The sequence below is a fragment of the Streptomyces sp. NPDC107498 genome, assembly GCF_055582805.1.
Map to the genome: position 1 here is coordinate 149,399 of NZ_JBVJPE010000010.1, position 24,268 is coordinate 173,666.

At 74.1% G+C, this 24,268-nt stretch carries 20 protein-coding genes; 13 read left to right on the forward strand and 7 right to left on the reverse strand.

Annotated elements, in window-relative coordinates:
* Positions 1-68: 68 nt before the first annotated feature.
* Genes ACZ66Z_RS19520 through ACZ66Z_RS19530 form a run of 3 tightly spaced genes read left to right on the forward strand, consistent with a single transcriptional unit; the run spans position 69 to position 4,420 of the window.
* Positions 69-2,684 (forward strand): FHA domain-containing protein, encoded by a 2,616-nt coding sequence (locus ACZ66Z_RS19520; protein WP_469935515.1) that lies wholly within the window; start codon positions 69-71, stop codon positions 2,682-2,684.
* Between the two features lie 33 nt (positions 2,685-2,717).
* Entirely contained in the window at positions 2,718-3,401 is a 684-nt protein-coding gene (locus ACZ66Z_RS19525; RefSeq protein ID WP_469935517.1) for an SH3 domain-containing protein, read from the forward strand.
* Positions 3,401-4,420 carry a serine/threonine-protein kinase gene (locus ACZ66Z_RS19530; RefSeq protein WP_469935519.1) on the forward strand — a complete coding sequence of 340 codons (1,020 nt, stop codon included), beginning with the start codon at positions 3,401-3,403 and terminating at the stop codon, positions 4,418-4,420. Before ACZ66Z_RS19525 ends, ACZ66Z_RS19530 begins: the two co-directional genes overlap by 1 nt.
* On the opposite strand, the gene ACZ66Z_RS19535 is transcribed toward ACZ66Z_RS19530, so the two are convergent.
* A complete protein-coding gene (locus ACZ66Z_RS19535) occupies positions 4,417-5,751 on the reverse strand; it encodes a streptophobe family protein (RefSeq protein ID WP_469935521.1) in 1,335 nt (444 codons plus the stop codon). The two genes, ACZ66Z_RS19530 and ACZ66Z_RS19535, sit on opposite strands and share 4 nt — an antisense overlap.
* A gap of 111 nt (positions 5,752-5,862) precedes the next feature.
* Between ACZ66Z_RS19535 and ACZ66Z_RS19540 the strand changes: the two genes are divergently transcribed.
* Both ACZ66Z_RS19540 and ACZ66Z_RS19545 read left to right on the forward strand, forming a co-directional pair.
* Positions 5,863-7,284: a DUF6777 domain-containing protein gene (locus ACZ66Z_RS19540; protein WP_469935523.1), complete on the forward strand. Its 1,422-nt coding sequence runs from the start codon at positions 5,863-5,865 to the stop codon at positions 7,282-7,284.
* A 63-nt stretch (positions 7,285-7,347) separates the two neighbouring features.
* Positions 7,348-7,851 (forward strand): FBP domain-containing protein, encoded by a 504-nt coding sequence (locus ACZ66Z_RS19545; RefSeq protein WP_469935525.1) that lies wholly within the window; start codon positions 7,348-7,350, stop codon positions 7,849-7,851.
* 25 nt (positions 7,852-7,876) lie between these two features.
* Here the strand turns inward: ACZ66Z_RS19545 and ACZ66Z_RS19550 are convergent, their stop codons facing one another.
* A complete protein-coding gene (locus tag ACZ66Z_RS19550) occupies positions 7,877-9,058 on the reverse strand; it encodes an acyl-CoA dehydrogenase family protein (RefSeq protein WP_469935527.1) in 1,182 nt (393 codons plus the stop codon).
* A 240-nt stretch (positions 9,059-9,298) separates the two neighbouring features.
* Between ACZ66Z_RS19550 and ACZ66Z_RS19555 the strand changes: the two genes are divergently transcribed.
* From ACZ66Z_RS19555 to ACZ66Z_RS19570, 4 genes are all read left to right on the forward strand, one after another.
* Positions 9,299-10,507, forward strand: a complete 1,209-nt coding sequence (locus tag ACZ66Z_RS19555) for a CaiB/BaiF CoA transferase family protein (RefSeq protein ID WP_469935529.1) — start codon at positions 9,299-9,301, stop codon at positions 10,505-10,507.
* 66 nt (positions 10,508-10,573) lie between these two features.
* Positions 10,574-11,254 carry a GntR family transcriptional regulator gene (locus tag ACZ66Z_RS19560; RefSeq protein ID WP_469935531.1) on the forward strand — a complete coding sequence of 227 codons (681 nt, stop codon included), beginning with the start codon at positions 10,574-10,576 and terminating at the stop codon, positions 11,252-11,254.
* Between the two features lie 419 nt (positions 11,255-11,673).
* Entirely contained in the window at positions 11,674-12,267 is a 594-nt protein-coding gene (locus ACZ66Z_RS19565; RefSeq protein ID WP_469935533.1) for a TetR/AcrR family transcriptional regulator, read from the forward strand.
* A gap of 124 nt (positions 12,268-12,391) precedes the next feature.
* The gene (locus ACZ66Z_RS19570) at positions 12,392-14,461 is read left to right on the forward strand and encodes a galactose-binding domain-containing protein (protein ID WP_469935535.1); all 2,070 of its coding nucleotides are present in this window, start codon (positions 12,392-12,394) and stop codon (positions 14,459-14,461) included.
* Positions 14,462-14,524: 63 nt separating this feature from the next.
* Here the strand turns inward: ACZ66Z_RS19570 and ACZ66Z_RS19575 are convergent, their stop codons facing one another.
* Positions 14,525-16,438, reverse strand: a complete 1,914-nt coding sequence (locus tag ACZ66Z_RS19575; RefSeq protein WP_469935537.1) for a glycoside hydrolase family 5 protein — start codon at positions 16,436-16,438, stop codon at positions 14,525-14,527.
* 34 nt (positions 16,439-16,472) lie between these two features.
* Entirely contained in the window at positions 16,473-17,759 is a 1,287-nt protein-coding gene (locus ACZ66Z_RS19580) for a YncE family protein (protein WP_469935539.1), read from the reverse strand.
* Positions 17,760-17,943: 184 nt separating this feature from the next.
* On the opposite strand from ACZ66Z_RS19580, the gene ACZ66Z_RS19585 reads away from it, so the two are divergent.
* Positions 17,944-18,546 (forward strand): CBS domain-containing protein, encoded by a 603-nt coding sequence (locus tag ACZ66Z_RS19585; protein WP_469935541.1) that lies wholly within the window; start codon positions 17,944-17,946, stop codon positions 18,544-18,546.
* A 68-nt stretch (positions 18,547-18,614) separates the two neighbouring features.
* Here ACZ66Z_RS19585 and ACZ66Z_RS19590 read toward each other — a convergent pair whose 3' ends face one another.
* Positions 18,615-18,914 carry a DUF1876 domain-containing protein gene (locus tag ACZ66Z_RS19590; RefSeq protein WP_190157843.1) on the reverse strand — a complete coding sequence of 100 codons (300 nt, stop codon included), beginning with the start codon at positions 18,912-18,914 and terminating at the stop codon, positions 18,615-18,617.
* Positions 18,915-19,014: 100 nt separating this feature from the next.
* Complete coding sequence (locus ACZ66Z_RS19595) at positions 19,015-19,842, reverse strand: maleylpyruvate isomerase family mycothiol-dependent enzyme (RefSeq protein ID WP_469935543.1); 828 nt, start codon at positions 19,840-19,842, stop codon at positions 19,015-19,017.
* 674 nt (positions 19,843-20,516) lie between these two features.
* Between ACZ66Z_RS19595 and ACZ66Z_RS19600 the strand changes: the two genes are divergently transcribed.
* The 3 genes from ACZ66Z_RS19600 (at position 20,517) to ACZ66Z_RS19610 (ending at position 23,593) form a co-directional block, all read left to right on the forward strand.
* The gene (locus tag ACZ66Z_RS19600) at positions 20,517-21,446 is read left to right on the forward strand and encodes a LysR family transcriptional regulator (RefSeq protein ID WP_469935545.1); all 930 of its coding nucleotides are present in this window, start codon (positions 20,517-20,519) and stop codon (positions 21,444-21,446) included.
* Positions 21,447-21,499: 53 nt separating this feature from the next.
* The gene (locus ACZ66Z_RS19605; protein ID WP_469935547.1) at positions 21,500-21,862 is read left to right on the forward strand and encodes a DUF952 domain-containing protein; all 363 of its coding nucleotides are present in this window, start codon (positions 21,500-21,502) and stop codon (positions 21,860-21,862) included.
* Positions 21,863-22,123: 261 nt separating this feature from the next.
* Positions 22,124-23,593: a multicopper oxidase family protein gene (locus ACZ66Z_RS19610; protein WP_469935549.1), complete on the forward strand. Its 1,470-nt coding sequence runs from the start codon at positions 22,124-22,126 to the stop codon at positions 23,591-23,593.
* 22 nt (positions 23,594-23,615) lie between these two features.
* Here ACZ66Z_RS19610 and ACZ66Z_RS19615 read toward each other — a convergent pair whose 3' ends face one another.
* Complete coding sequence (locus ACZ66Z_RS19615; protein WP_469935551.1) at positions 23,616-24,101, reverse strand: VOC family protein; 486 nt, start codon at positions 24,099-24,101, stop codon at positions 23,616-23,618.
* Between the last annotated feature and the right edge of the window lie 167 nt (positions 24,102-24,268).

Consider the following 24,268-nt stretch of genomic DNA (forward strand, 5'->3'; position numbering starts at 1 on the left):
CACCTTACCGGCGTCTCCCTCCGGTTCCTTCCCGGGCGACGACCGGCCGTGGCGGATAAAATTCATGCATGGCAGAGCGGCCCGTCGTGCCCGCGGCGCCCGATCTGGTCCTCGAGATCGACGGGGACGCGACGCTCATGAACCCGAGTCGCGTCTATCGCATCGGGCGCGACCCCACCAGCGACATCGTGCTCGCGGACGCCCGGGCGTCCTGGCACCACGCGGTGCTCAGCGCCGCGGGCGGCCACTGGACCCTGGCGGACGAGGGCAGTACGAACGGCACGTTCGCGGACGGCCTGCGGGTCGCCCGGGTGCGGGAGGTCGGTCCCGGGACGGTCGTACGGTTCGGGCATCCGGCCGACGGACCGCGCGCGGTGCTCTCGACCGGTGCCCCGGCCGGGCCGGCGGGCCCGCGCGACGTGCCGGAGGCCCCTCCGGAGGTGCCGCCAGAGGCCCCACCGGAGGACGTACGGGGGGAGGACGCGCCCCCGCCCCCGTCCCCGCCGGAGGCTGCACGGGAGACCCCGCCGGAGGCTGCACGGGAGACCCCACCGGAGGCCGTACCGGAGCACCGGACCGAGGCTCCGCCCGCGCCGGCTCCCGCATCGGCTCCCGCCCCCGACCCCGTGCTCCGGCCCGAGGTCCTCCGGCCGCCCTCCGTCTCCCGTCCCGCCGCGACCGGCACCTTCCGGCAGCCCACCTCCGTGCGTCCGCTGCCGGCCCACAGCGTCCGGATCGGGCGCGCCCCCGACAACGACGTGGTCGTCGCCGACCTGGTCGTCTCCCGGCAGCACGCCGAGCTCCGCGCCCATCCCGACGGCACCTACTGGATCCACGACCTCGGCAGCCACAACGGCACCTTCCTCAACGGCGCCCCCGTCGTGGACGCCCGCGTGACGGCGGAGGACATCGTCGGCATCGGCCGGTCCGCGTTCTGTCTGCTCGGCGGGCAGCTCGTCGAGTTCACCGACACCGGCGAGGTCTCCCTCGACGTGCGGTCGCTCGCCGTCACCGTCGACCACGGGCACAAGACCCTCCTCGACGAGGTGTCGTTCCCGGTGGGCGAGAAGTGCCTGCTCGCGGTCGTCGGTCCGTCCGGCGCCGGGAAGTCCACGCTCCTGAACGCCCTCACCGGCCAGCGTCCGGCCGACCGGGGCACGGTGCTCTACGACGGCCGTGACCTCTACCGGGACTACGCCGAGTTGCGCCAGCGCATCGGGCTCGTCCCGCAGGACGACATCCTGCACCTCCAGCTCACCGTCCGCCGGGCCCTCGGGTACGCCGCCGAACTGCGCTTCCCCGAGGACACCGTGGCGGCCGAACGGCGGGCCCGGGTCGACGAGGTGATCCGGGAGCTCGGGCTCGTGGAGCGCGCCGACCAGCCGATCCACAGCCTCTCCGGCGGCCAGCGCAAGCGGGTGAGCGTCGCCCTCGAACTGCTCACCAAGCCCTCCCTGCTCTTCCTGGACGAGCCGACCTCCGGGCTCGACCCGGGCATGGACCGCTCCGTGATGCACATGCTGCGCGGGCTCGCGGACGACGGGCGCACGGTCGTCGTGGTCACGCACAGCGTGCTCAGCCTCGACGTGTGCGACCGGCTGCTCGTGCTCGCGCCGGGCGGCCGGGTCGCGTACTACGGACCGCCCGGCGACACGCTCGGCTTCTTCGGCTTCGAGCAGTGGCCGGAGGCCTTCGAGGCCTTCGAGAACGACCGGGACCGCGACTGGGCGGAGCAGTACCGTGCCTCCCGCTTCCACCGCCGGTACATCGCGGACGCGACGGCCCGCCCCGACGTCCCCGTCCCCGGCGCCTCCGCTTCCGCTTCGGCGGGCGGGGTCGCGGCCGGGGAGCCCGCTCCTCCGCCGAAGCCGCAGAGCTGGGGTTCCCAGCTGCGGACGCTCGTGCGCCGGTACGCGGCGGCGCTCTCCGCCGACCGGACCTTCCTCGCCATCATGATCGCGCTGCCGTTCGTGATGGGCGCGATGGCCCGGGCGCTGTCCGAGGGCAGCCTCAACCCCGAGTCGACGATGAACGTGCTGCTCATCCTCTGTGTGGGCGGTGTCCTCACGGGCGCGGCGAACGCCGTGCGCGAGCTGGTCAAGGAGCGCTCGATCTACCGGCGCGAGAGAGCCGTCGGCCTCTCCCGTTCCGCCTACCTCGCCTCGAAGGTGGTGGTCCTCGGCCTGATCACGGTCGTGCAGGCGGTGGTCCTGACGCTGGTGGCGCTGGTCGGCGTACCGCTGAACGTGCCCGGCGGCAAGGGCGTCCTGATGCCGCCCCTGGTGGAGATCACCCTCGCCGTCGCGCTGCTCGCCTTCACGGCGATGATGCTCGGCCTGCTGGTCTCGGCGCTGGTCCGCAAGGAGGAGGTGACGATGCCGCTGCTCGTCCTCCTCGCGATCGTGCAGGTGGTGTTCTGCGGGGCGCTCCTGAAGGTGCGCGGCACGATCGTCCTGGAGCAGCTGGCCTGGCTCGTGCCCTCGCGGTGGGCGTTCGCGGCGATGGGGGCGACGATCGACATCGGGAGGACCGCGCCGAGCGAGAAGACCGCCGATCCGCTGATGCGGCACACGGTGGAGGCCTGGCTGCTCGACATGGGCGTCCTGGTGGTGCTCTGTCTCGTCCTCGGCCTGCTCGTGGCGCGGCTGCTGCGCCGCCACGAGCCGGTCGTGATGCGGAGGTAGGCCCGTGGGCTTTCCCGTGGTGGAGGTGAGGCCGTGAGCGTCCCCGTGTCCGAGTACGGCGTGCCGGACTTCCGGCCCACCCATGTGGTGCCGCGCTCCGGGCTCTCCGCCTGGGAGGCGCCGGACCCGGCGCTGCCCACGACGCCCCTCGACGCCTTCCTGCCGGTACGGCTGGTGGAGCGGGCCGGCGACTGGGGGCGGGTGCTGTGCTCCAACGGCTGGACCGCGTGGGTCGACGCGCGGCTCCTCGTGAGCGTGCCCGACGACCCTCCGGCGGCGGGCGGGCCCCTCACCAGGACCGCGGACCCCCGGCCGCTCATCGCGCGCGCCGAGGACGCGCTGGGCCGCTACCGGCGGGCGGCGGAGGAGCTGGGCGCGGGCCGCCTCGACGGCGAGGGCTTCCGGCTGCGGACCCGCGGCCTGCGGGTCGGCATGGTCGTCGACGGCGAGTCGGTGTGGCTGTACGACGCGGAGCACGAGCGCTGGGTGTACTGCGACGGCGTCGGGCTCGGTACGTACGCGGCTTCGGCGGCACCGTCGGCCGCCCCCTCGGGCCCCGGCCCCGGCGGCCCCGGCCCCGGCGGCGAACGGGCGGACACCGCGCCCCCGGCGCACGAGCCGACCCAGGTGGTGCTGCGCGGCGATCCCGCCGTCGCCGCCGCGCCGCCACCGACCCAGGTGGTGGAGCGGCCCCCGGGCCCGGACGGTGAGGGCTGATGGCCGGCGGGGCGCACGGGGACCCGGAGATCCCGGCGGGCCGGCCCTCGGGTCTGGTCGGCAGGGAGATCGCGGGCTACCGGGTGGAGGGCGAGATCGGGCGCGGCGGCATGGCGGTCGTGTACCGGGCTCGGGACCTGCGCCTCGACCGTACGGTGGCGCTGAAGCTGCTCGCCCCGGAGCTGGCCCGCAACGACACCTTCCGCAAGCGCTTCGCGCACGAGTCGCGGGTCGCCGCCTCGATCGACCACCCGCACATCGTGCCGGTCTTCGAGGCGGGCGAGACGGAGGGCGTGCTGTACATCGCCATGCGGTACGTGGCGGGGCAGGACCTGGTGGCCCTGCTCGACCGCGAGGGGCCGCTGCCGCCGGTGAAGGCGGGCCGGATCGCGGTGCAAGTGGCCTCGGCCCTGGACGCGGCGCACGCGCACGACCTGGTGCACCGGGACGTGAAGCCGGGCAACATCCTGGTCGCCGAGGGCACCGACCGCGACCACCCGGAACACGTCTACCTGACCGACTTCGGCCTGACGAAGAAGTCGCTGTCCCTCACCGGCTTCACCACGGTGGGTGAGTTCGTCGGGACGCTGGACTACGTGGCGCCCGAGCAGATCTCCGGCAAGCCGGTGGACGGCCGGTGCGACGTCTACAGCCTGGCGTGCGTGGTCTTCGAGACCCTCGTGGGGGCGCCGCCGTTCCGCCGGGACACCGACTGGGCGGTGCTGTGGGCGCAGCAGTACGATCCGCCGCCCCCGCTCTCCGAGCTGCGGGCGGGACTGCCGGAGGCCGCGGACGCGGTCTTCGCCAGGGCGTTGGCGAAGACCCCCGAGGAGCGGTACGGGACGTGCCTGGAGTTCGTCGCCGAGCTGCGCGCCGTCCTGACCGGCGCGCACGTCGTCGGCGGCCCCGCGGCGCCCCGCGGCACCCGGCCCCCCGGCGCCCCGCCCGCCCCGCCCGCGTGGGCGCGCCCGGTCTTCCGCGAACGGGAACCGGACGGGAGCGGGCGGGACCTCGACTAGGGGCCGCCCTTGGCGGGGGTCTCGTCGACCTCGCCCCTGCGGTGGACGCGGGAGGCGAGGAGTCCGCCGAGGAAGCCGAAGGCCAGGCCCCAGAGGAGTGCGAAGCCGGCCGTCTTCCAGACGTCCGGGCGGAGCACGACCTCGCCGCCGAGCGAGGCGAGGTCGCCGATGCCGAGGACCGAGAGGCCGAAGCGGGCCTCGACCAGGGTGACCGGCGCGGCGACCAGCATGGTGAGCGCGAAGGCGACGCCCAGGTGCAGGGCGTGCTGCCGGAGCGTGGTCCGGGCCGGGGAGCGGACGGCCGCCACGAAGGCCACGGCCAGCACCAGGACGGCGGCGATCGGCAGCAGCCACCACGCGCGCGCGTCCTGGGCGGCGAGGGACGACAGGTCGACGGTCGAGAGGTCCGGGCTGTCGCCGCCGCCCCGCAGGACGGCGTCGAGGACCTGCGGCATGGGCAGGCCGAAGGGGCCTTCCGCCCTGCCCTGCCAGGAGCCGCCGATGCCCACCCCGAGCGCGATCCAGGCGACGTTGGGCAGCCCCAGGAGGAGGACGGCGAAGGTCTCCGCGGGGTGGCCCTTCGTCGCCGCGACGACGATCCCGATGACCAGGCCCACGACGACGTACGCGAGGAGCAGCAGGAGCATCGCGAAGGCCGCGGGCCGGACGGGTTCCTGGTAGCGGACGAGTCGGGGCGGCAGCGGGGTCCTGCGGGAGACGAGGAGGGCGACGGCGAGCACGCCCAGGATCCACAGGAGGCCGTAGAAGAGGGTGGGCCCGAGGTCGGTGCGGAAGCCGACGGTCGGGTTCACGGCGTCCAGGAGCTCTCCGAAGAGGTCCGTGAGCGAGTCCTGCGTGTCGCCGCCGCCGAGGGTGAGGGGGAAGTCGTGGCGGGCGAGGGCCGAGACCCCCGCGAGGGCGACCAGCCAGAGCACGACGACGCTCGCCGCGCGGAGCAGGAGTTCACGGGCGCCGGCCACCGCGTGGTGGCGCAGGGGGCGCAGGAAGCAGAAACCGGTGACCAGTGCGCCCACCAGGGTGACGGTGAGCGGCATGGCGGTCAGTTCGGCCTGGGTGCCGGCGAGGGCGCCCGCGTCGCCGGAGAGTTCGACCTTGCCGCCCGACGCCATGACGACGACCGCGGCGAGGACGGCGGTGAAGCCGCCGGGGAGGTCGGCGGCGCCGGCGGCCCACAGGCCGAGCCCGGCGACGACGCCCATCGCGACGAACCCGGCGACCACGGCGGCCAGGGCCTGGAGGACGACGCGGGCATAGGGCCCGGTCGGGGGCGCGGACGACCGCGCGGAGGCGGGGAGCCGACTGCTCGTCACCCTGCCCACGCTAGTGCCGGGGCCGGGGGTCCGCTTGCGGGAGGCCTTCCGCTTGCGGGAGGGCACTGTGCGGCGCACACAATGGGCGCGGAACGGAAGAAAGGGAAAAACGTGACTTCCCACCCGCCGTCCGGCCCCCCGTCGGTTCCCCCCGCAGGTCCCCCCTCGGGCCCCCTCTCGGGTCCGAGCACACGCCCGGGAAGCGCCGGTCCCCCACCGCCGCCCGGACCGCCCCACGACGGTTCGGGGGGCGGCGCGGGCGGCGGCGGTTCGTCGGGCGGCGGAGGGTCGGGAGGCGACGGCGGAACCCCGTCGGGCGGCGGTTCGTCCCGCGCCGGAGGCTCGGGGCGCGGCCCCTGGTGGCGCTCCGTCCCGAAGGTCGCCTCGGTCACCGCCGTGCTCGTGGCGGCCGCGGCGCTCGCGGTCGTCCTCACCAACCGTCCCGACGGCAAGGGCGACACGGCGGGGTCCGGCGGCGGCGAGGTCTTCCTGCAGAACGCCGCCGCGACCGGCCCGGACCCGTTCACCCCGTCGACGGCCCGCACCGGCGGCAGCTCCGTCCCGCCGGCCTCGCTGCCGCCCCGCACCGCCTCGGCCGTACCCGAGATGTCGGGGTCGACGCCCGGCCTCTACGGCGGGACGCGGTCGGTCTCCAGCTGCGACGTCGAGCAGCAGGTCCGCTACCTCTCCGCCGCGCCCGCGAAGAACACGGCCTTCGCCTCGGTCATCGGCATCCAGGCGAACGACGTGCCGGCGTATCTCCGCTCCCTGACCCCGCTCCAGCTCCGGGTCGACACCCGGGTGACCAACCACGGCTTCCGGAACGGCGCCGCCACCGCCTACCAGTCGGTGCTCCAGGCCGGCACGGCGGTCATGGTCGACAGCCACGGCGTGCCCCGGGTCCGCTGCGCCTGCGGCAATCCGCTGACCGACCCCGTGGCGCAGAAGGCGCCGCGCACGACCGGCACCCCCTGGAAGGGGTACAGCTCCCAGCGGGTCGTCGTGGTGGCGCCCTCGGTGACGGTCGTGAACGTCTTCGTGGTGTACGACCCCCAGGACGACGGCTGGTTCGCGCGGAAGCAGGGCGACACCGGCGAGCACGACAGGCCGACGCCGCCGCCCGCCCCGCTCTCGGCCTCCCCGTCGGCGTCCCCCTCGACCTCCCTGTCCAGTTCGTCGCCGTCGACCTCCTCGCTGTCACCGGTGCCCTGCGTGACGGGCGCGGAGGCCCCGAAGCCGTGTCCCTCGGGGCTCTCCCCCTCGACGTCGGCACCCTCCTCGCCGCCGTCCGACTCCTCCGGCCCGAGCGACTCGCCTCCGTCGACGGAGTCGTCCACGGAGCCGCCCGCGGAGCCGTCGAACCCGGCGTCGGCACCGGCACCGGCCTCGGACCAGTCGGCGGGCCTCACGAGCCAGTCGGCGGACCAGCAGACGGACCGGTCGGCGGGGACGGTCCCGTCGGTCGCGTCGCTGTCCCCCTCGGCTCCGGGCCCCGCCCCGGCACCGGCCCCCGGGCGGGCGCCCATCGCCTGAGCGCGCCCCGCGCGGGCCCATATTCGGATGCCCGCGGCCGGGGGTCCGTGTACGGTCCACCGAGTGGAACCACTGACCGACAAACAGATCCGCTCGTCCTTCGTGAACTGCACCAAGGGCGAGGCGGCGCGGCTCAAGCTGCCCCTCGACTTCGCCGAACTCCCCTGGGACGACCTGGACTTCCTCGGCTGGGTCGACCCGGGCGCGCCCCTGCGGGCGCACCTGGTCGTGCCCCGTGAGGACGGGCCGCTGGGCGTGACCCTCCGGGTCCCCGCCACCGGCCGGACCAGCGCCGTGAAGTCGAGCATGTGCCAGGTCTGCCTGACCGCGCACGCGTCCTCGGGCGTCACGCTCCTGGTGGCCCCGCTGGCCGGCAGCCGCGGCCGCGAGGGGAACACGGTCGGGATCTACCTCTGCGCCGACCTCGCCTGCTCCCTCTACGTCCGGGGCCGGCGGCAGCCGAAGCTGCGCCACCGGCGCCACGAGGAGTCCCTCACCCTCGACGAGCAGGTCGCCCGTCTGACGGGCAACCTGGACGCGTTCCTGGACCGGGTGACGGCGGGCTGAGGGGTCGGGACGGTGTCCCGACGGCTCAGCGGAAGGCCTGCTCGCCGGTCAGCGCCTTGCCGATGACCAGCGAGTGGACCTCGCTCGTGCCCTCGTAGGTGAGCACCGACTCCAGGTTGTTGGCGTGGCGCAGCACGGGGTATTCGAGGGTGATGCCGTTGGCGCCCAGGATCGTGCGGCACTCGCGGGCGATCGCGATCGCCTCGCGGACGTTGTTCAGCTTGCCCACGCTGACCTGCTCGGCGGTGAGCGCGCCCGCGTCCTTGAGGCGGCCGAGGTGGAGGGCGAGGAGCATGCCCTTGCCGAGCTCGACGGACATGTCGGCGAGCTTCTGCTGCGTCAGCTGGTAGGAGGCGAGGGAGCGGGCGAAGACCACCCGGTCCCTGGCGTAGGAGATCGCGGTCTCCAGGCAGTCGCGGGCGGCGCCGAGCGCGCCGAAGACGATGCCGAAGCGGGCCTCGTTGAGGCAGCCGAGCGGGCCGGAGAGGCCGCGGGCCTCCGGCAGCACGGCGTCGGCGGGCAGTCGCACGTCCTCGAGGACGAGTTCGCTGGTGACGCTCGCGCGCAGCGAGAGCTTCATCGTGATCTCGGGGGCGCTGAAGCCGGGGGTGCCGGCCGGGACGAGGAAGCCGCGGACGCCGTCCTCGGTGCGCGCCCAGACGACGGCGACGTCGGCCACCGAACCGTTGGTGATCCACATCTTGGTGCCGTTCAGCACCCAGTCGGAGCCGTCCCGCTTGGCGTTGGTCCGCATGGCTCCGGGGTCGGATCCGGCGTCCGGCTCGGTGAGTCCGAAGCAGCCGATGTACTCGCCGGCCGCCATCTTCGGCAGCCAGCGCCGCTTCTGCTCCTCGGAGCCGTGCTTCCAGATCGCGTACATGGCGAGGGAGCCCTGTACGGAGACGAGGGAGCGCAGTCCGGAGTCGACGGCCTCCAGTTCCAGACAGGCCAGGCCGTACGCGACGGAGTTGGTGCCCGCGCAGCCGTAGCCCTCCAGGTGCATGCCGAGCACGCCGATGCCGCCGAGGGTGCGGGCGAGCTCGCGGGCCGGGATCTCGCCCTTCTCGAACCAGCCGGCGACGTGCGGTCGCAGCTCGCGGTCGGCGACGGCTCGGACGGTGTTCCGGATCTCCCGCTCCTCGTCGGTCAGGAGTCCGTCGACGGCGAGCAGGTCGAAGGGGTGGACGGGGGTGGACGGCGACTTCACGGACGGCCTCCTGGCGACTGTGGCGACTCGGCGAGCCGAAGCGTAGCCCTCGATCGGATATTGGATCCAGTATTGAAAATCCCACATCCGAGCCGTACGGTCCGATTGGATCCAATCTCCAGTCACCTGGATCCGATCTCCAGTCGTCGGGTCCGGGTTCCAGTCGCACGGATCCCGTCCCCGGTCGCCCGGATCCGACCTCCGGCCTCCGGTTCCTCCAGCGGGAGCGAGGGAAACCGCATGCGCGCAGACCAGCCGGACGCCCCGGGGACGCCACCGACGGGTGGCGCCCTGTCCGGGATCGTCGTCGCCGATTTCGGCCGGGTGCTCGCCGGGCCGTACATGACGATGCTCCTCGCCGACCTGGGTGCGGACGTGATCAAGATCGAGCGGCCGGGCTCGGGGGACGACACGCGCGCGTGGGGCCCGCCGTTCGCCGCGGGAGAGGCCACGTACTTCCTCGGCGTCAACCGGAACAAGCGTTCCGTCTCGCTCGACCTCACGGACCCCGAGGACCTGGCCACGGCACGCGCGATCGTGGACCGCGCGGACGTCCTCGTCGAGAACTTCCGTCCCGGCACGATGGAGAGGCTCGGCCTCGGGTACGAGGAGGTGCGCGCGGGCAATCCGGGCCTCGTCTACTGCTCGGTGACCGGCTTCGGCACCGCCGAGGGCGCCCGGCTGCCGGGCTACGACCTGCTCGTCCAGGCCATGGGCGGCCTCATGAGCGTGACGGGCGAACCGGGCGGGCAGGGCACGAAGGCGGGGGTCGCCCTGGTCGACGTCGTCACCGGCCTCCACGCCGGCCTCGGCGTGCTCGCCGCCCTGCGCCACCGGGAGCGCACCGGCGAGGGCCAGCGGATCGAGGTCTCCCTGCTCGGCTCCCTCCTCTCGGCGCTCACCCACCAGGCCTCGGCCCACCTCGGGGCGGGGGTCGTGCCGCGCGCGATGGGCAACAGGCACCCGAGCATCGCCCCGTACGAGGTGTTCGAGGCGAAGGACCGGCCGCTGGTCCTCGCCGTGGGAAACGACCGGCAGTTCGGCGTGCTGTGCGAACGGCTCGGCCTGCCGGAGCTCGCCGGAGACCCCCGCTTCGCGACGAACACGGCCCGGGTCGCCCACCGGGAGGAGCTGGTCGAGGCCCTGGCCGGCCCGCTCGGCACCCGTACCGCCGACGGCTGGTTCGAGGAGCTCACCGCGGCCGGCGTGCCCTGTGGCCCGATCAACGACCTGGCGGCCGCCTTCGACCTCGCCGACCGGCTCGGGCTCGCGCCGCGCGTCCCCGAGTCCGCGGCGGGTCCCGGTCAGGTCGCCCACCCGATCCGGCTCGGCGCCACGCCGCCCTCCTACCGCACCCCTCCCCCGCGCCTGGGCGAGCACACGGACGACGTGCTGTCGGAGCTGGGACGAGTCGTCCACAGGGCGTCGGCGGCGGACGGCGACGCGTAGGAAGATGGTCGCCGCAGGTGGCGGGGTCCACCGGCGGCGACGTGAGGGAACGGAGGGTCACGGGAGATGAGCAGCACGGCGCGGAAGCGGCGGCCGCAGACCGCTCAGCAGTTCGTCCTGGAGGAACTGCGGCGTGCCATCACCACCGGGGAGCTCGGGCCCGGCGGGCCGATCCGCCAGGAGGCCCTGGCGGCGCGGTTCGGGGTGAGCCGGGTGCCGCTCCGGGAGGCCCTGAAGGCGCTGGAGGCGGAGGGCCTGGTGGTCCATCACGTCCACCGGGGGTACTTCGTCGCCGAGTTGTCCCTGGACGACCTGGAGGAGATCTACCGCATCCGCGAACTCCTGGAGACCGAGGCGGTCCGCATGGCCGTCCGGTGGATGCCCGACGGCACGGTCGCCGCGCTCGAACGGATCCAGCGGGAGGTGGAACGGACCGCCGAGGAGGGGGACGTGGCCGCGATGGCGGCGGCGAACCGGCTCTTCCACTTCACCCTGATCGAGGCGTCCGGGATGCCGCGCCTCGTCCGCCTCATCGCGACCCTGTGGGACGCCACCGACGCGTACCGCTCGCTGTACTACACCGAGTCGCCGCACCGGAAGCAGGCGGTACGGGAGCACCGGGCCGTGATCTCCGCGCTCCGCCGCGGCGACGAGGAGGCCGCCGTCCGCCGGCTCGACGAGCACCGGGCCCACGCGGTGGCCGCACTGCGCGAGGTCCTCGACGCGAGAGCCCCGGAAGGCGACTGACCCTCAGACCTCCAGGCCCGGGTCCCTTTCCTCAGGTCCCCGTCCCTCAGCCCCCTGCCCCAGGGCCCCGGGCCCCGAACCCACGGGACTCACCCGGAGGCGTCGGGCCCGCCGCCCGCGCGCCGTTCCGATCGGCGAGACCGCTACGTCCGCATCGCGGACGCCCCTTGTAAGTGACCGTCGCCGGAGCAAGGATCCGGGCACGGACGTGGCCTCCCTGCGCGGCGACCCGACTTTCGTCGCCCTGCGGGCGGAGCCGGCGGCGACGCGGAGCTCGGCGGCCTGACGGTCCCGGGCCGGGGACCTCACGGTCGCGGACCGGCGGTTCGACGGTTCCCGGCCGGCGCCCCCGGTGTTCGCAGCCCCCGCACGGCGTTCGGGGGCTGCGGTTACCCTTGCGCCGGACGCGAGGAGGAACCATGGCGCGGATGCCGTCGGCCGAACGACGCAGACAGCTGGTCGAGGCGGCGATCAGGGCGATGACCAGGGACGGTGTCGCCCGGACCACGACCCGGTCGATCTGCGCCGAGGCGGGTGTCTCGCTGAGCGTCTTCCACTACTGCTTCGACTCCAAGCAGGCGCTCCTCGAAGCCGCGATCGAGACGATCACCGGCAATTACGTGGCGCGCGTGATGTCGGCGGTCGAGCCGGGTGCGACGCTGCGCGAGACCGTCCGGGGCGCCCTGCAGACGTACTGGGACCACGTCACGGCCCACCCGGGCGAGCACATGCTGACGTACGACCTCACCCAGTACGCCCTGCGGGAGCCCGGGTTCGAGCATCTGGCGCGCGCCCAGTACGAGCAGTACGTGGCGTCGGCGGCGGCGCTCGTCGAGCAGGTCCGCGAGGTGCGGGGGCTGGAGGCCCGGATGCCGGTGGAGGTGCTGGCGCGGTACCTGGCGGCGGCGATCGACGGGCTCACCCTGCAGTTCCTGGTCCTCGGCGACGAACGGGCCGCCGCCGACCACCTGGACCTGACGGCCGATCAACTCGTGCGCCTGATCGAGGGTTGATACCCCCGGTGGGGCCGGGGAACTCGTCAACAGGTCATTTGACCCGGACCCTTGACTCGTACCTCCGGTAACGCGATCCTCGGGGCGCCCGGTACACCCCCACCGTCCGGAGGCATCGCAGAACATGACTCGACCCTTCTCGCGCAAGGCCGGCGGCGGATCCGCCCTCCTGGCGCTGTTCCTCGCCCTCGCCGCGGTGCTGTTCGGCTCCGCTCCGGTCCCCGCCGCCGCCGGTGGCGCGTGGTGGGAGGCCGCCTCCCGGCCCGCACCCGACTCGCAGATCAACGTCACGGGCGAACCGTTCAAGGGAACGGACGCGCAGGGGAAGGTGCGCGGATTCGTCGACGCGCACAACCACCTGATGTCCAACGAGGGCTTCGGCGGCCGGATGATCTGCGGGGCGACGTTCTCGCAGGCGGGTGTCGCCGACGCCCTCAAGGACTGTCCCGAGCACTACCCGGACGGCTCGGGGGCTCTCTTCGAGCACCTCACGGGCGGTGACAACGGGAAGCACGACCCGGTCGGCTGGCCCACGTTCAAGGACTGGCCCGCCAACAACTCGCTCAGCCACCAGCAGAACTACTACGCCTGGGTCGAGCGCGCCTGGCGCGGCGGCCAGCGGGTTCTCGTCAACGACCTGGTGACCAACGGGCTGATCTGCTCGCTCCTGCCCCGGGACCGCACCTGTGACGAGATGACCGCGATCCGGCTGGAGGCCCGCAGGACGTACGAACTGCAGGACTACGTCGACGCGATGCACGGCGGCCCCGGCAAGGGCTGGTTCCGGATCGTCACCAGCGCCGACCAGGCCCGTTCGGTGATCGAGCAGGGGAAGCTCGCCGTCGTCCTCGGGGTGGAGACCTCGGAGCCCTTCGGCTGCAAGCAGATCCTCGACGTCGCCCAGTGCGGCCAGGCGGACATCGACAAGGGGCTCGACGAGCTGTACGCGCTCGGCGTGCGCAGCATGTTCCTCTGCCACAAGTTCGACAACGCGCTCTGCGGCGTCCGCTTCGACAGCGGGACGACGGGGGTGGCGGTCAACATCGGCCAGTTCCTGTCCACGGGCACCTTCTGGGCCACCGAGAAGTGCGCGGGGCCCCAGCACGACAATCCGATCGGGCTCGCCGCCGCGCCGGCCGCGATGGCCGAGAAGCTCCCGGCCGGGGTGAGCGTCCCCTCGTACGCCTCGGACGCCAAGTGCAACACCCGCGGGCTCACACGGCTCGGGGAGTACGCCCTGAAGGGCATGGTCCGGCGCGGCATGATGCTGGAGCTCGACCACATGAGCGTCAAGGCCGCCGGGCGGGCGCTGGACATCCTGGAGGCCGAGGAGTACCCCGGCGTCCTGTCCAGCCACAGTTGGATGGACCTGGACTGGACCGAGCGGCTCTACCGTCTCGGCGGTTTCGCCGCCTCGTACATGCACGGCGCCGAGGGCTTCGTCGGCGAGGCGGCCCAGAAGGCGGGGCTGCGGAAGAAGTACGGGGTCGGGTTCGGCTACGGCACGGACATGAACGGGGTCGGCGGCTGGCCGGGCCCGGTCGGTGCGGACGCGCCGAACGCGGTGAAGTACCCGTTCCGCAGCTTCGACGGGGGCTCGGTCCTGGACCGTCAGGTCACCGGTGAGCGCACCTGGGACCTCAACACGGACGGCGCCGCGCACAACGGTCTCGTGCCGGACTGGGTCGAGCAGATCCGGCTCACCCCCGGCGGTCAGGGCGTCGTGGACGAGCTGTCGCGGGGAGCGGAGTCGTACCTGACCACCTGGAAGCGGACCGAGGACCACGAGCCGGGTGTGAACCTCGCGGCCGGGCGGCCGGTGTCGGCCTCCACCACCCAGTGGTGGAACCCCTTCGTGAACTTCTCGCCGGGGCTCACGGTCGACGGGGACACGGGGACCCGCTGGGCCAGCGAGTGGTCGGACGACCAATGGCTCCAGGTGGACCTGGGCTCGGTGCGCCGGGTCGGACGGGTCACGCTCGACTGGGAGCGGGCGTACGCGCGCGCGTACCGGATCGAGCTGTCGGACGACGGCACGGCCTGGCGGAGCGTGTGGTCCACGGACGCGGGTGACGGCGGCTACGACACGGCGGAGTTCGCCTCGCAACCGGCCCGCTACGTGCGGGTCCACGGGGTGAGGCGGGCCACGGACTGGGGCTACTCGCTCTACGAGGTGGCCGTCAACAGGTCCTGAGCGTACGGAGGAGGGGGCCTGCCGGACCGGATCCGGCAGGCCCCCTCCCGCTCGCCCCGGGGCCTACAGGGCGCGGCAGAGCAGGGCGTCGGGGGTCTTCCCCTTGGCCCAGGCGCCGGTGAAGGCGATCCCGGCCGCGTACTCCCCGGTGGCGCACTGGCCCTTGTACTCGCCCTGGGCGAACTCCCCGCCGGGGTCCCCGGCGGGGCGGTCGTCGCCGCGGTCGAACCAGACCGTGCGGCCCGTCGTCGGCAGGGCGCGGGAGGCGGCGGCGCACAGGACCGCGGAGACGGCCTGGCCGCGGACGCTGTAGCCGGTCATGAACCGGTCGCGCGGGCACTGGAGTTTGGTGTAGCCGCCCGCCCAGTCGCCCTCCTTGACGTACCGTTCGTCGGTCACGACGGTGGATCCGCCCGCCGGGTCGGCGAGCCGGGCGGCTCCCGCGTCCGTGCACAGGCCGCGTCCGTCGCGGTGGGCGAGGCCGACGAGCCGCTGCCCGTCGGGGCAGACGCCCTTGCGGGCGCCCGGGTCCCAGTCGCCCCCGGCGCGGGTGCGGAGGGACTGCACGGCGTCGGCGTGGTCGAGGTTCAGCATGTCCCAGGTCTCGGCGGCCGGCACGGGTCCCGTGAGGCCGGGGGCGGTGACGAGGCGCCGCCAGTCGGCCGCGCGCCAGTCGTCGCCGTCGAGGATGCCGGAGCGGTGGCCCTCGGTGTCGTAGTCGAGGAGCTTCCACCGTCCGTGGCCGGTGAAGCCGACGAGCGGCCAGTAGGCGAAGTCGGCGTCGTGCGCGATCAGGTAGTCGACGAAGTTCCCGAACCAGGCGCGGGCCTGGGGGTTCGTCTCGTCGGCGCCGATGCCGAACTCGCTGATCCACACGGGCGCGGTGTAGTGCCTGCCGGTGTCGGCGGCGACGAAGAAGGCCTGGCGGCGCAGGGTGGCGAAGAGTTCGTCGCGGGAGAGTTCCTGGTAGCGCCAGTCGTGGGTCTCGCCGGTGCCGGTCGCGCCGGTGTGGTTCGGGCCCGTGTAGCCGTAGAAGTGGGCCGAGTAGACGAGTTTGTCCGAGGCGACGAGGGTGTGGGAGAGGGTACGGGCCGGCTCCAGGGTCGGCCGCCAGTGGAAGAGTCCGTCGGCGGGGATGCCCTGCCAGTTGATGCCCTCGACGATGACGAGGAGGTCGGGGTTCGCCTCGGTGAGGATCCGGTCGCCGAGGCGCTGGGTGGCCGTCCACCAGTCGTGGGAGTCGCCCCAGCCCCAGTTGGCGTCGTCGGTGATCGTGCGCCGGACCTCGTTGTAGAGGTCGGCGCCGACGACCCGCTTGTTCTCCCGGTAGCGCCTGGCCATGAAGAGCCAGTCGTCCTCCCACCGCGCGGTGGTCTGGCTGGTGTTCCAGCGCTCGTTGCCGTCGAGGCCGCAGCACCAGCGGGAGGTGGTGGTGTGGTTGTTCAGGACGACGGCGAAACCCTCGGCGGTGGTGGCGGCGATCACCGCGTCGAGGACCTGGAGCGGGGTCTTGCCGCGCAGCTGCGGGTTGGCGGCGACGGCTGCGTCGGGGACGGGCCGCTGGTCGTGGAGCATCTCGTTGGAGAACGGCAGGCGGACGCTGTTGATGCCGAGGGCGTGGAAGTCGGCGAGGACCGTCGCGACCGGCGCGCGGTCGAGGCCGAGGGGCATCTGGTCGGACTTCTCGCCGGCGTTGTGGTTCGCGGGGTCGGCCCGGTCGCCCGAGCCGGTCCACGAGCCCTGTGCGCCGTGCCAGTTGGCGGACTTGAGCTTGAAGCGGTCGCCGGCCGCGTCGACGACGTAGCGGCCCTGGGTGTGGAGCGGGGGCTGCCAGCCGGCGGCGAGGGCGGGTCCCGCCGGAGCGGGTCCGGTCGCTCCCGCCGGGGCGGTTCCGGTCGCGGAGGCGGGTGCCGCTGCCGGTGTTCCGGCGGCCAGGAGGGCCGCGGCGAGCGCGGCCCCCAGGAGGGTTCTCTTCACGATGTCCTTCGGGGTGTGAGGGGTCCGGCGGCGGTCAGCCGGCGGTGGGGCCGGTCCAGTCGGCGGGGACGCGGGCGAGGCGCACGCGCTGGGGGTGGTCGCCGACGTCCACGCTCGCCACCCGCCGTCCGGTGGCGAAGTCGATCGCGGTGACCCGGTCGGCGCCGCTCTCGGAGACGACGCAGGACCGGCCGTCGCCGCTCACGGTCGCCCAGTAGGGCTTGGAGACCGGGACGAGCGGGCCTTCCCGGAGGGTGTCGCGGTCGACGACGGTGGCGTAGTCGTCCATCGTCCCGGCGACGCAGAGCTTGCCGCCGTCCGGGCTGATCGAGAGGCCGTGGTGGCGCGAGTCGTTGACCCAGGTGGTGCGGTCGGGGTCGGTCGCCGGGTTGCCGGGGAGGTTCTTGAGGCGGGTGACGCGGTCGGAGTCGACGTCGTACTCCAGGAAGCCGTTGAAGAAGGAGACCTGGAAGTAGACCTTCTTCTCGTCCGGCGTGAAGACGAGCGGGCGGACGGCGTCGGAGAGGTCGCCGCGCCCGAAGGCGTCCAGGCGGGCGCGCATGTCGATGACGCGGACGGTCTCGAAGGTGTCGGCGTCGACGACGGTGATCTTCCGGTCGCCCTTGGTCCAGTCGAGCCAGGGGGCGTCGAGCGCGGTGGTGACCTCGCCGATGGACATGTTCCAGAGCAGGCCGTCGGAGGTGAAGACGTTCTCGTGGGGCTTGTCGCCGGTCTTGAAGGAGCCGACCTGGCGCCCGGTGACGACGTCCAGGACGTGCACGGTGTTCGCGGTGGAGGCGGAGACCGCGACGCGGGTGCCGTCGGGCGAGACGGCCATGTGGTCGGCGCGGTGACCGGCCACGGGGAAGCGCCAGTTGATCCGTCCGGTGCGCAGGTCGAGGGAGACGACGTCGGCGAAGCTGGGGCGGGAGACGACCATGGCGGAGCCGTCGGGGGTCGCGTACATGTCGTCGACGAACTGGTCGTGGCCCTCGCCCGGTCCGCTGCGGACGCCGAGGAAGAAGGCGAGCTTGACGGGGTTCAGATAGATCTCGCGGAGGCGCTCCTCCTTGTCGGGGATCACGTTCACGCGGCCGAGGCGGTGGAAGTCGCCCCGGGAGGCGATGACGTCGGCGGTGCCGTCCCAGTTGTTGCCGACGAACATCACCTCCTCGAGCCCGGCGGGGACGGCGGCCGGTCCCGGGACCGACGCGGTTCCGACGGACGCCGATCCGGTGGCCGCGGACGCGGCGACGAGGGCGAGGGAGGCCGCGAGGGCTCCGAGGAAGCGGCGGGTCCCGGACGTGCGGGGAGAGGGCATGGGGGTCCTTCTTCCGTGGCGCGACGACGACTTACCGGAGGTAACCACGGTCGTGCCATGCTCACAAGCCCCTGTCGCACCCCGTTTCCCGCCACGCCCCGGCTCCCTCCCCGCCCCCTTCGCGCCGGGAGGCCCCGCGGTGCGGGATCATGGAATCCGGAACGCAGAAGGGACGGAACGGACGATGAGGCACCGCAGTGTCGCGGACCTGATGACGCCCACCGCGGTCGCGGTGCAGCGCGGGACGTCGTTCAAGGAGATCGCGCGGCTCCTCGACGAGTACGGCGTCACCGCGGTCCCGGTGGTCGACGAGGAGAACCGGCCGGTGGGCGTCGTCTCCGAGGCGGACCTGCTGCGGCGGCACACGGCCAAGGACGGGCCGAGCACGGCCGAGGCCATGATGTCGAGTCCGGCCGTGACGGCCCGGCCCTCCTGGACGGCGGTCGAGGCGGCCCGTCTGATGGAGCGGCACCGGGTGAAGCGGCTCCCCGTCGTGGACGCGGACGGCCGGCTGATCGGGGTGCTCAGCCGCAGCGATCTGCTCCAGCTGTTCCTGCGGAGGGACCGCTCGATCCAGGAGGAGATCCGCGAGGACGTGATCGTCCGCATCCTGCGCCTCTCCCCCTCGGCCGTGCACATCGACGTCGACGAGGGCCGGGTGACGCTCAGCGGCATCCTGGAACGCCCGGGCCTCGGCCCGATCCTGGTCCGCCTGTGCGAGACGGTCGACGGGGTGGTGGAGGTCGTGGACCGGATGGCGTACGAGGAGGGCGGGGACAGGCCCTAGAAACCGGCCCGGGGCCCGGCGGGGCCGCTCCCGGCTCCGTCGGGTTCCCGGTGCGGGCGGCGGCTCCGTCAGGAGACCGCCTCCGGCCAGCCGTACCCGGGGCCGGTGTGCTGCGGCACGGTCCCGGCGCCCACCGCCTCCATCTCCCGGTTGGCCTCCCGCATGAGCTTGCCCGCCAGGTCCTTCATCGCCCGGCTCGCGGCGAGTTCGTCGCCGATCGCCGGCACGTCCACGTCCGCCGGGTTGCACCGCGCGGAGCCGTGGCCCGTGAGGGTCGAGGTGCCGGTGCTCAGCCGGGCCTCGGCCTTCGTCCTGCCGCTCTCCTCGGTCAGCTCCAGGCCGACCGTCCATTCCAGCGTGCGGCTCATGGTCCGCCTCCTCGCATCGCCGGGCCGCGCGGAATCGAGGTGCGGCCCCTTCCGACACCTCCAGGATCCACCGGCCGGGACGGGAACGCGCGGGGACCGGTCAGGGCGCGCGGAAGAGGCGGGGGAAGCGGGGCGCCAGCCACGGCCTGCGGCCCCAGCCGAGCGCCTTGCCCCGCGCGATCACCGGCCAGGGGTCGACCCGCCCGAGGCCGAGGAGGAGGAAGGCGACCGGCTCCGTGAGGATCGTGCAGTCGGGACGTGCCGGTGCCTCGTGGTCGGTCCGGACCGCGCCGTCCGTGACGGTGACGCCGAAGCCCGGGCCGTTCCGGAGCCGTACGGCGAAGCTCGCGGTCAGGCCCGCGACGGCGGCCGGGTCGGCGACCCGGGGCATCGCCTCGACCATGAACGGCAGGGTGAGCTCGACCCGCCGCGCGTCGAGCATGTGGGGCCGGTGCACGGCCAGGGCGAGGTCGTAGCCGTGGCCGAGCATGTGGGTCAGCAGGTACGAGCCGAGGACGGCCGGACTCATGGGGCCGAGCGGTGTGGAGAGCTGCTCGTCGGGGTCGCGCTCCTCGACGTCCGCGAGGAACGCGGCGGCCCGCGCCGTGATCATCCCGGCGAGCGGGCCGGGCGACCGCTCGGCGAATCCGGCGAGGGCGCGTTCGTTGGCCTCGGCCAGACTGCCGGGGGTGCCGTCGCCGTAGGGGCGCTCGCGCCCGGCGGCCAGGTCGGCCATGAGGGCGTTGGCCTGGGCCAGGTGGGCGGCGGCCTCGCCGACCGTCCAGGTGGAGCGGGGGACGGGAAGCCGCGCGACGTCTCCGGAACCGTCCGGTGCCGGGGTGCGCAGGACCGCCGCGATGTCGTCGGCGGTGTCCCGTATCGCCTCGGCCAGCCCTCCGGGGAGCACCCCGCCCGTCCGTCGCGTCATGGCTCCGCCCCTCCCGGCTCCGGCCGCTCCCCGTGGAGCACCGGTAGGTCAGGGACCGTACCAGCGAGTAGGACTTCCGGCACCGAGGGCGTCGGGAAGGCCCCGGACGCCGCCGGGGCGGGGCGCGCCCGCTCGGCCCGGAGGACGACGGCGACGTGCCGACCTCGGCGGGCGCCGCGTCGGGCACGGCCGTGCGCCTGCACCTCGTACGGAAGGACCACGGCGCCGCCGTCGCCGCCCCCGTGGCGCGCGTGTGCGTCGTACCGCCCCGGCGGGACGGCGGGCGCGGTGCACCGGGCAGCCCGTGCCCGGGACCGGCGCGAACGGGACCTCGGCGACCCGGCAGCGGGCGCTGGAGAACCCGCACGAGCCGCTCACGCCGAGCGAGCTCGCCGACCACGCCCGGACGGGCCGCGGGCCTTCGCCCGCCGGTCCGGCGAGGAGGCCGGAATGAGCCCCGGCCACCGGCCGATCCGCAACGGGCGGCCCGGGCCCGGCGGTTGCCGGAGTCCAGGGACCTCGCCGTGGCCGACGTCGCGGCCGGGCGGACTTCACGACCGGCACCTCGCTGCGCCGGCACCTCCGGGCGGTGATCGGCGTCTCCCCGCTCGCGTACCGGCGCGCGTTCCGGGGCGGGGCCGCCCTTCCCCGGTCCGGTCGATAGGCTGGGGCGGGTGAGACACGGGGATTCCGACGGCGCGGTGCAGCCGGTGACCGACCTGAACCTGCTGCGGACGTTCCTCGCCGTCCACCGCTCCGGTTCCTTCACCGCGGCCGCGGGGTTGCTCGGTCTGTCGCAGCCGACGGTGACCACCCAGATCCGCGCCCTGGAACGGCAGACGGGCCGCGAACTCTTCGAGCGGCTGCCGCGCGGTGTCGCCCCGACCGCCGTCGCCGACGACCTCGCCGCCCGGGTCGCCGGGCCCCTCGACGCGCTGGCCGCGGTGGCCGGGCGCGAGGCAGCGCCCCACGAGCGGGCCGCTCCCGTCCACCTGGCGGGCCCCGCCGAACTGCTCTGCGCGCGCGTCCTGCCCGCCCTCGCCCCGCTGGCCGCCGAAGGCGTACGGCTGAGGGTGAGTCAGGGGCTGACCGAGCCGCTCCTCGACGAGCTGCGCGCGGGCCGGCACGACCTGGTGATCGCCACCTTCCGGCCGCGCGGGCGGGCGCTGACCGCCGTACCGCTCACCGACGAGGAGTTCGTCCTCGTCGCGGCCCCCGGGTGGGCCGACCGCGTCAAGGAGCGGCCGGCCCTGGAGGGGCCGGCGGCGCTGCACCCCGTCCCCCTGGTCGCGTACGCCGAGGACCTGCCCATCGCCCGCCGCTACTGGCGCCATGTGTTCGGGGCGCGGCTGTCCCGCTCCGCCGACGTGACCGTCCCCGACCTGCGCGGCGTGCTCGCCGCCGTCGTCGCCGGAGCGGGCTTCAGCGTCCTGCCGCGCTACCTCTGCGACGCCGAACTGGCCTCCGGCGCCCTGGTCGCCCTGCACGAACCGGAGGACCCGCCCCTCAACACCGGCTACCTCGTCCAGCGCCCGGGCCGCCCCGGAAACCCCGACGTCGCCCGGGTCCGGGACCTGCTGATCGAGGCCGGGCCCACCTGGTGATCCCGGCGGCCGCGGCCCTTCGGAGGGCGCGGACCCCCTGCTATAACCGGAACATGATCTACCACGTGGTGACGCCCGCCGAATGGTCCGCCCGGCCGGAGGAGCCGTACGCCCCCGCCTCCCTCGCGGAGGAGGGCTTCGTCCACTGCTCCCCCGACGAACCGACCACGCTCGCCGTCGTCAACGCCTTCTTCGGCGGCGTCCCCGGGCCGCTCCTGGTCCTCCTCCTGGACGAGAGCCGGCTCACCGCCGGGACGGAGTGGGAGGCCGCCGCGCCGGCCCCGCCGCCCGGCGTCCCCGAGGGGACCCTCTTCCCGCACGTGTTCGGGCCGATCGACCGCGCCGCCGTCGACGAGGTCCTGGAGGTCGTCCGGGACGCGGACGGCCGGGCGACGGGCCTGACGAGGACCGGCTGACCCGGGCCTCCCCGACCTCCCCGGCACGCCCCGCGCCCTCCCCACACGGAGTACCCGGTCCGGCGCGGGGCCGGACGGCCCCCGCGCCGGACGCCACGCCGCCCGGGCCGACCCGTGACGGCGTGCGGCGGGCCGCGTGGGCGCGGTCGCCGTGTGCGGTTCTCCCCCCTCTCGGTTAGACCTGGACCACAGGGTGTCGGCCGGGTCGCCGGAAGCCACTCGTCCGGCGTCACGCGCCGCCCACGTCCCGGGAGGAAGCCGATGATCACCCGTCGCAGCGTGCTCGGCGGGGCCCTCGCCGCCGCAGGCCTGCCGCTCCTCGCCCCCGGCGCCCCCGCCGGGGGCGAGGCGTACGCGGCGGACTCCCTGCCGCCGGCCGGCCCGGGCCGTGCGCCCGACCCCGTGCCGCCCGCCTTCACCACGGCCATGCCGGTCCCGCCCGTGCTGCGCCCCCTCTCCTCGACGGGCGACGCGGACGTCTACGAGCTGACCGCCCGCCAGGCCACGGCCCAGATCCTCCCCGGCATCGCCACCGACGTCCTGACCTACGACGGGCACTTCCCCGGCCCGGTCATCCACGCCCGCTCCGGGCGGCGCGTCCTCGTCCGCCACCACAACGGCCTCCACGTGCCGATCTCCGTCCACCTGCACGGCGGGAGCGTCCCGCCCCCCTCCGACGGCAACCCCATGGACGTCTTCGCCCCCGGCACCGCGCGGACGTACACGTACACCAACCGGCAGCCCCACGCCTCGCTCTGGTTCCACGACCACGCCCACCACATGGAGGCCGAGCACGTCTACCGCGGCCTGACCGGCACCTATCTGCTCACGGACGACCTCGAACAGGGCCTTCCGCTGCCCAGGGGCCGGTACGACGTGCCCATCACGATCCGCGACGCCCGCTTCGACGAGCGCGGGCAGCTGGCGTACACGATGGACGACCGGAACCGCACCACCGTCCTCGCCAACGGCAAGCCCACCCCGTACTTCCAGGTCGCGGCCCGCAAGTACCGCTTCCGGCTGCTCAACGGATCCAACCTGCGGCTCTTCTCGCTGAGCCTGTCCGACGGCACCCCGCTCACCCAGATCGCCTCGGACGGCGGCCTGCTCGAACGCCCCGTCGCCGTGCCCGTCCTCACGCTCTCGCCCGGCGAACGCGCCGACGTGGTCGTCGACTTCTCCCGCCATCCCGTCGGCACCCGGCTGGTCCTCGCCAACACCGGACCGGGCCGGCCCGAGCAGGTCGGCAAGGTGCTCCGCTTCGACGTCGTGCGCACCGCCGACGACCCCAGCCGCGTCCCCGGGGTCCTGCGGACGCTGCCGCCCGCCGCCGCGCTGCCCGAGGCCGCCGTCACCCGCCACATCGAGCTCAGCATGGACGAGGACGGGCGCCCCGCCCCCCGGGGGTTCCTCGACGGGCGGATGTTCGACCCCGACCGCGTCGACGCCACCGTGGCGTTCGGGTCCTCCGAGATCTGGAACGTCACCAACGCCAACAAGCGCGCCGCGCACAACTTCCACGTGCACCTGGTCCAGTTCCGGGTCCTCGAACGCGGCGGACGGCCCGCGGGCCCGACCGAGGCGGGCCTGAAGGACACGGTGCGGGTCATGCCGGGCGAGACGGTGAAGCTGCACATGACGTTCGACGGTTTCCGCGGGAACTACGTGTACCACTGCCACATGCTCGACCACTCGGCCATGGGCATGATGGCCACTTTCCGGGTCCGGTGATCCGGCGCCCGGAGCGGGTCCCTCAGTCGGCGTCCCGGGAGAACTCCATGGCCCTCACGGCCTCCCCGGCCCGCTTCTCCATCTCCTCCGGAGAGACGTCCTCGACGTGCGTGGAGAGGTTCCAGCGGTGTCCGAAGGGGTCCTCGAACTGTCCGGTCCGGTCGCCGTAGAACTCGTTCCTCACCGGTGACAGCTCCGTGGCGCCCCGGGCGAGGGCCTCGGCGAAGACCGCGTCGACGTCCTCGACGTACACGTGCAGGGTGACGGGCGTGCCGCCCACCGTCCCCGGCGAGCGGAAGCCCATGCTCGGGAACTCGTCCGCGAGCATGATGAGCGCGTTCCCGAGCTCCAGCTCGGCATGGCCGATCGTGCCGTCGGGCGCCGGCATCCTCATCCGCTCGGTCGCTCCGAGCACGGCGACGTAGAAGTCGATCGCCTCCGCGGCCCCGTCGACGCAGAGGTACGGAGTGACGCGCGGATATCCCTCGGGGACGGCCTCGACGGTCACGGGGCTCCCGCCTTTCCGGACAGTGGCGGTCACCGCCGACCGCCGCCTGCGACCACTGATATCCCGAACCCGGGGGCCCGCTCCGACGCCGCGCGGCGGCCCGGGCGCCGAATGCCCTGAAGGGGCGACCGCCCCTCCGCACCGCTCCCGCGGACCCCGCGTAGAGT

What these genes read in the sequence shown, in the direction of transcription:
- ACZ66Z_RS19520 (WP_469935515.1), top strand. Translation starts at nt 69, where the DNA reads ATGGCAGAGCGGCCCGTCGTGCCCGCGGCGCCCGATCTGGTCCTCGAG.
- ACZ66Z_RS19530 (WP_469935519.1), top strand. Translation starts at nt 3,401, where the DNA reads ATGGCCGGCGGGGCGCACGGGGACCCGGAGATCCCGGCGGGCCGGCCC.
- ACZ66Z_RS19555 (WP_469935529.1), top strand. Translation starts at nt 9,299, where the DNA reads ATGCGCGCAGACCAGCCGGACGCCCCGGGGACGCCACCGACGGGTGGC.
- ACZ66Z_RS19560 (WP_469935531.1), top strand. Translation starts at nt 10,574, where the DNA reads ATGAGCAGCACGGCGCGGAAGCGGCGGCCGCAGACCGCTCAGCAGTTC.
- ACZ66Z_RS19565 (WP_469935533.1), top strand. Translation starts at nt 11,674, where the DNA reads ATGGCGCGGATGCCGTCGGCCGAACGACGCAGACAGCTGGTCGAGGCG.
- ACZ66Z_RS19570 (WP_469935535.1), top strand. Translation starts at nt 12,392, where the DNA reads ATGACTCGACCCTTCTCGCGCAAGGCCGGCGGCGGATCCGCCCTCCTG.
- ACZ66Z_RS19580 (WP_469935539.1), bottom strand. Translation starts at nt 17,759, where the DNA reads ATGCCCTCTCCCCGCACGTCCGGGACCCGCCGCTTCCTCGGAGCCCTC.
- ACZ66Z_RS19585 (WP_469935541.1), top strand. Translation starts at nt 17,944, where the DNA reads ATGAGGCACCGCAGTGTCGCGGACCTGATGACGCCCACCGCGGTCGCG.
- ACZ66Z_RS19590 (WP_190157843.1), bottom strand. Translation starts at nt 18,914, where the DNA reads ATGAGCCGCACGCTGGAATGGACGGTCGGCCTGGAGCTGACCGAGGAG.
- ACZ66Z_RS19595 (WP_469935543.1), bottom strand. Translation starts at nt 19,842, where the DNA reads ATGACGCGACGGACGGGCGGGGTGCTCCCCGGAGGGCTGGCCGAGGCG.
- ACZ66Z_RS19605 (WP_469935547.1), top strand. Translation starts at nt 21,500, where the DNA reads ATGATCTACCACGTGGTGACGCCCGCCGAATGGTCCGCCCGGCCGGAG.
- ACZ66Z_RS19610 (WP_469935549.1), top strand. Translation starts at nt 22,124, where the DNA reads ATGATCACCCGTCGCAGCGTGCTCGGCGGGGCCCTCGCCGCCGCAGGC.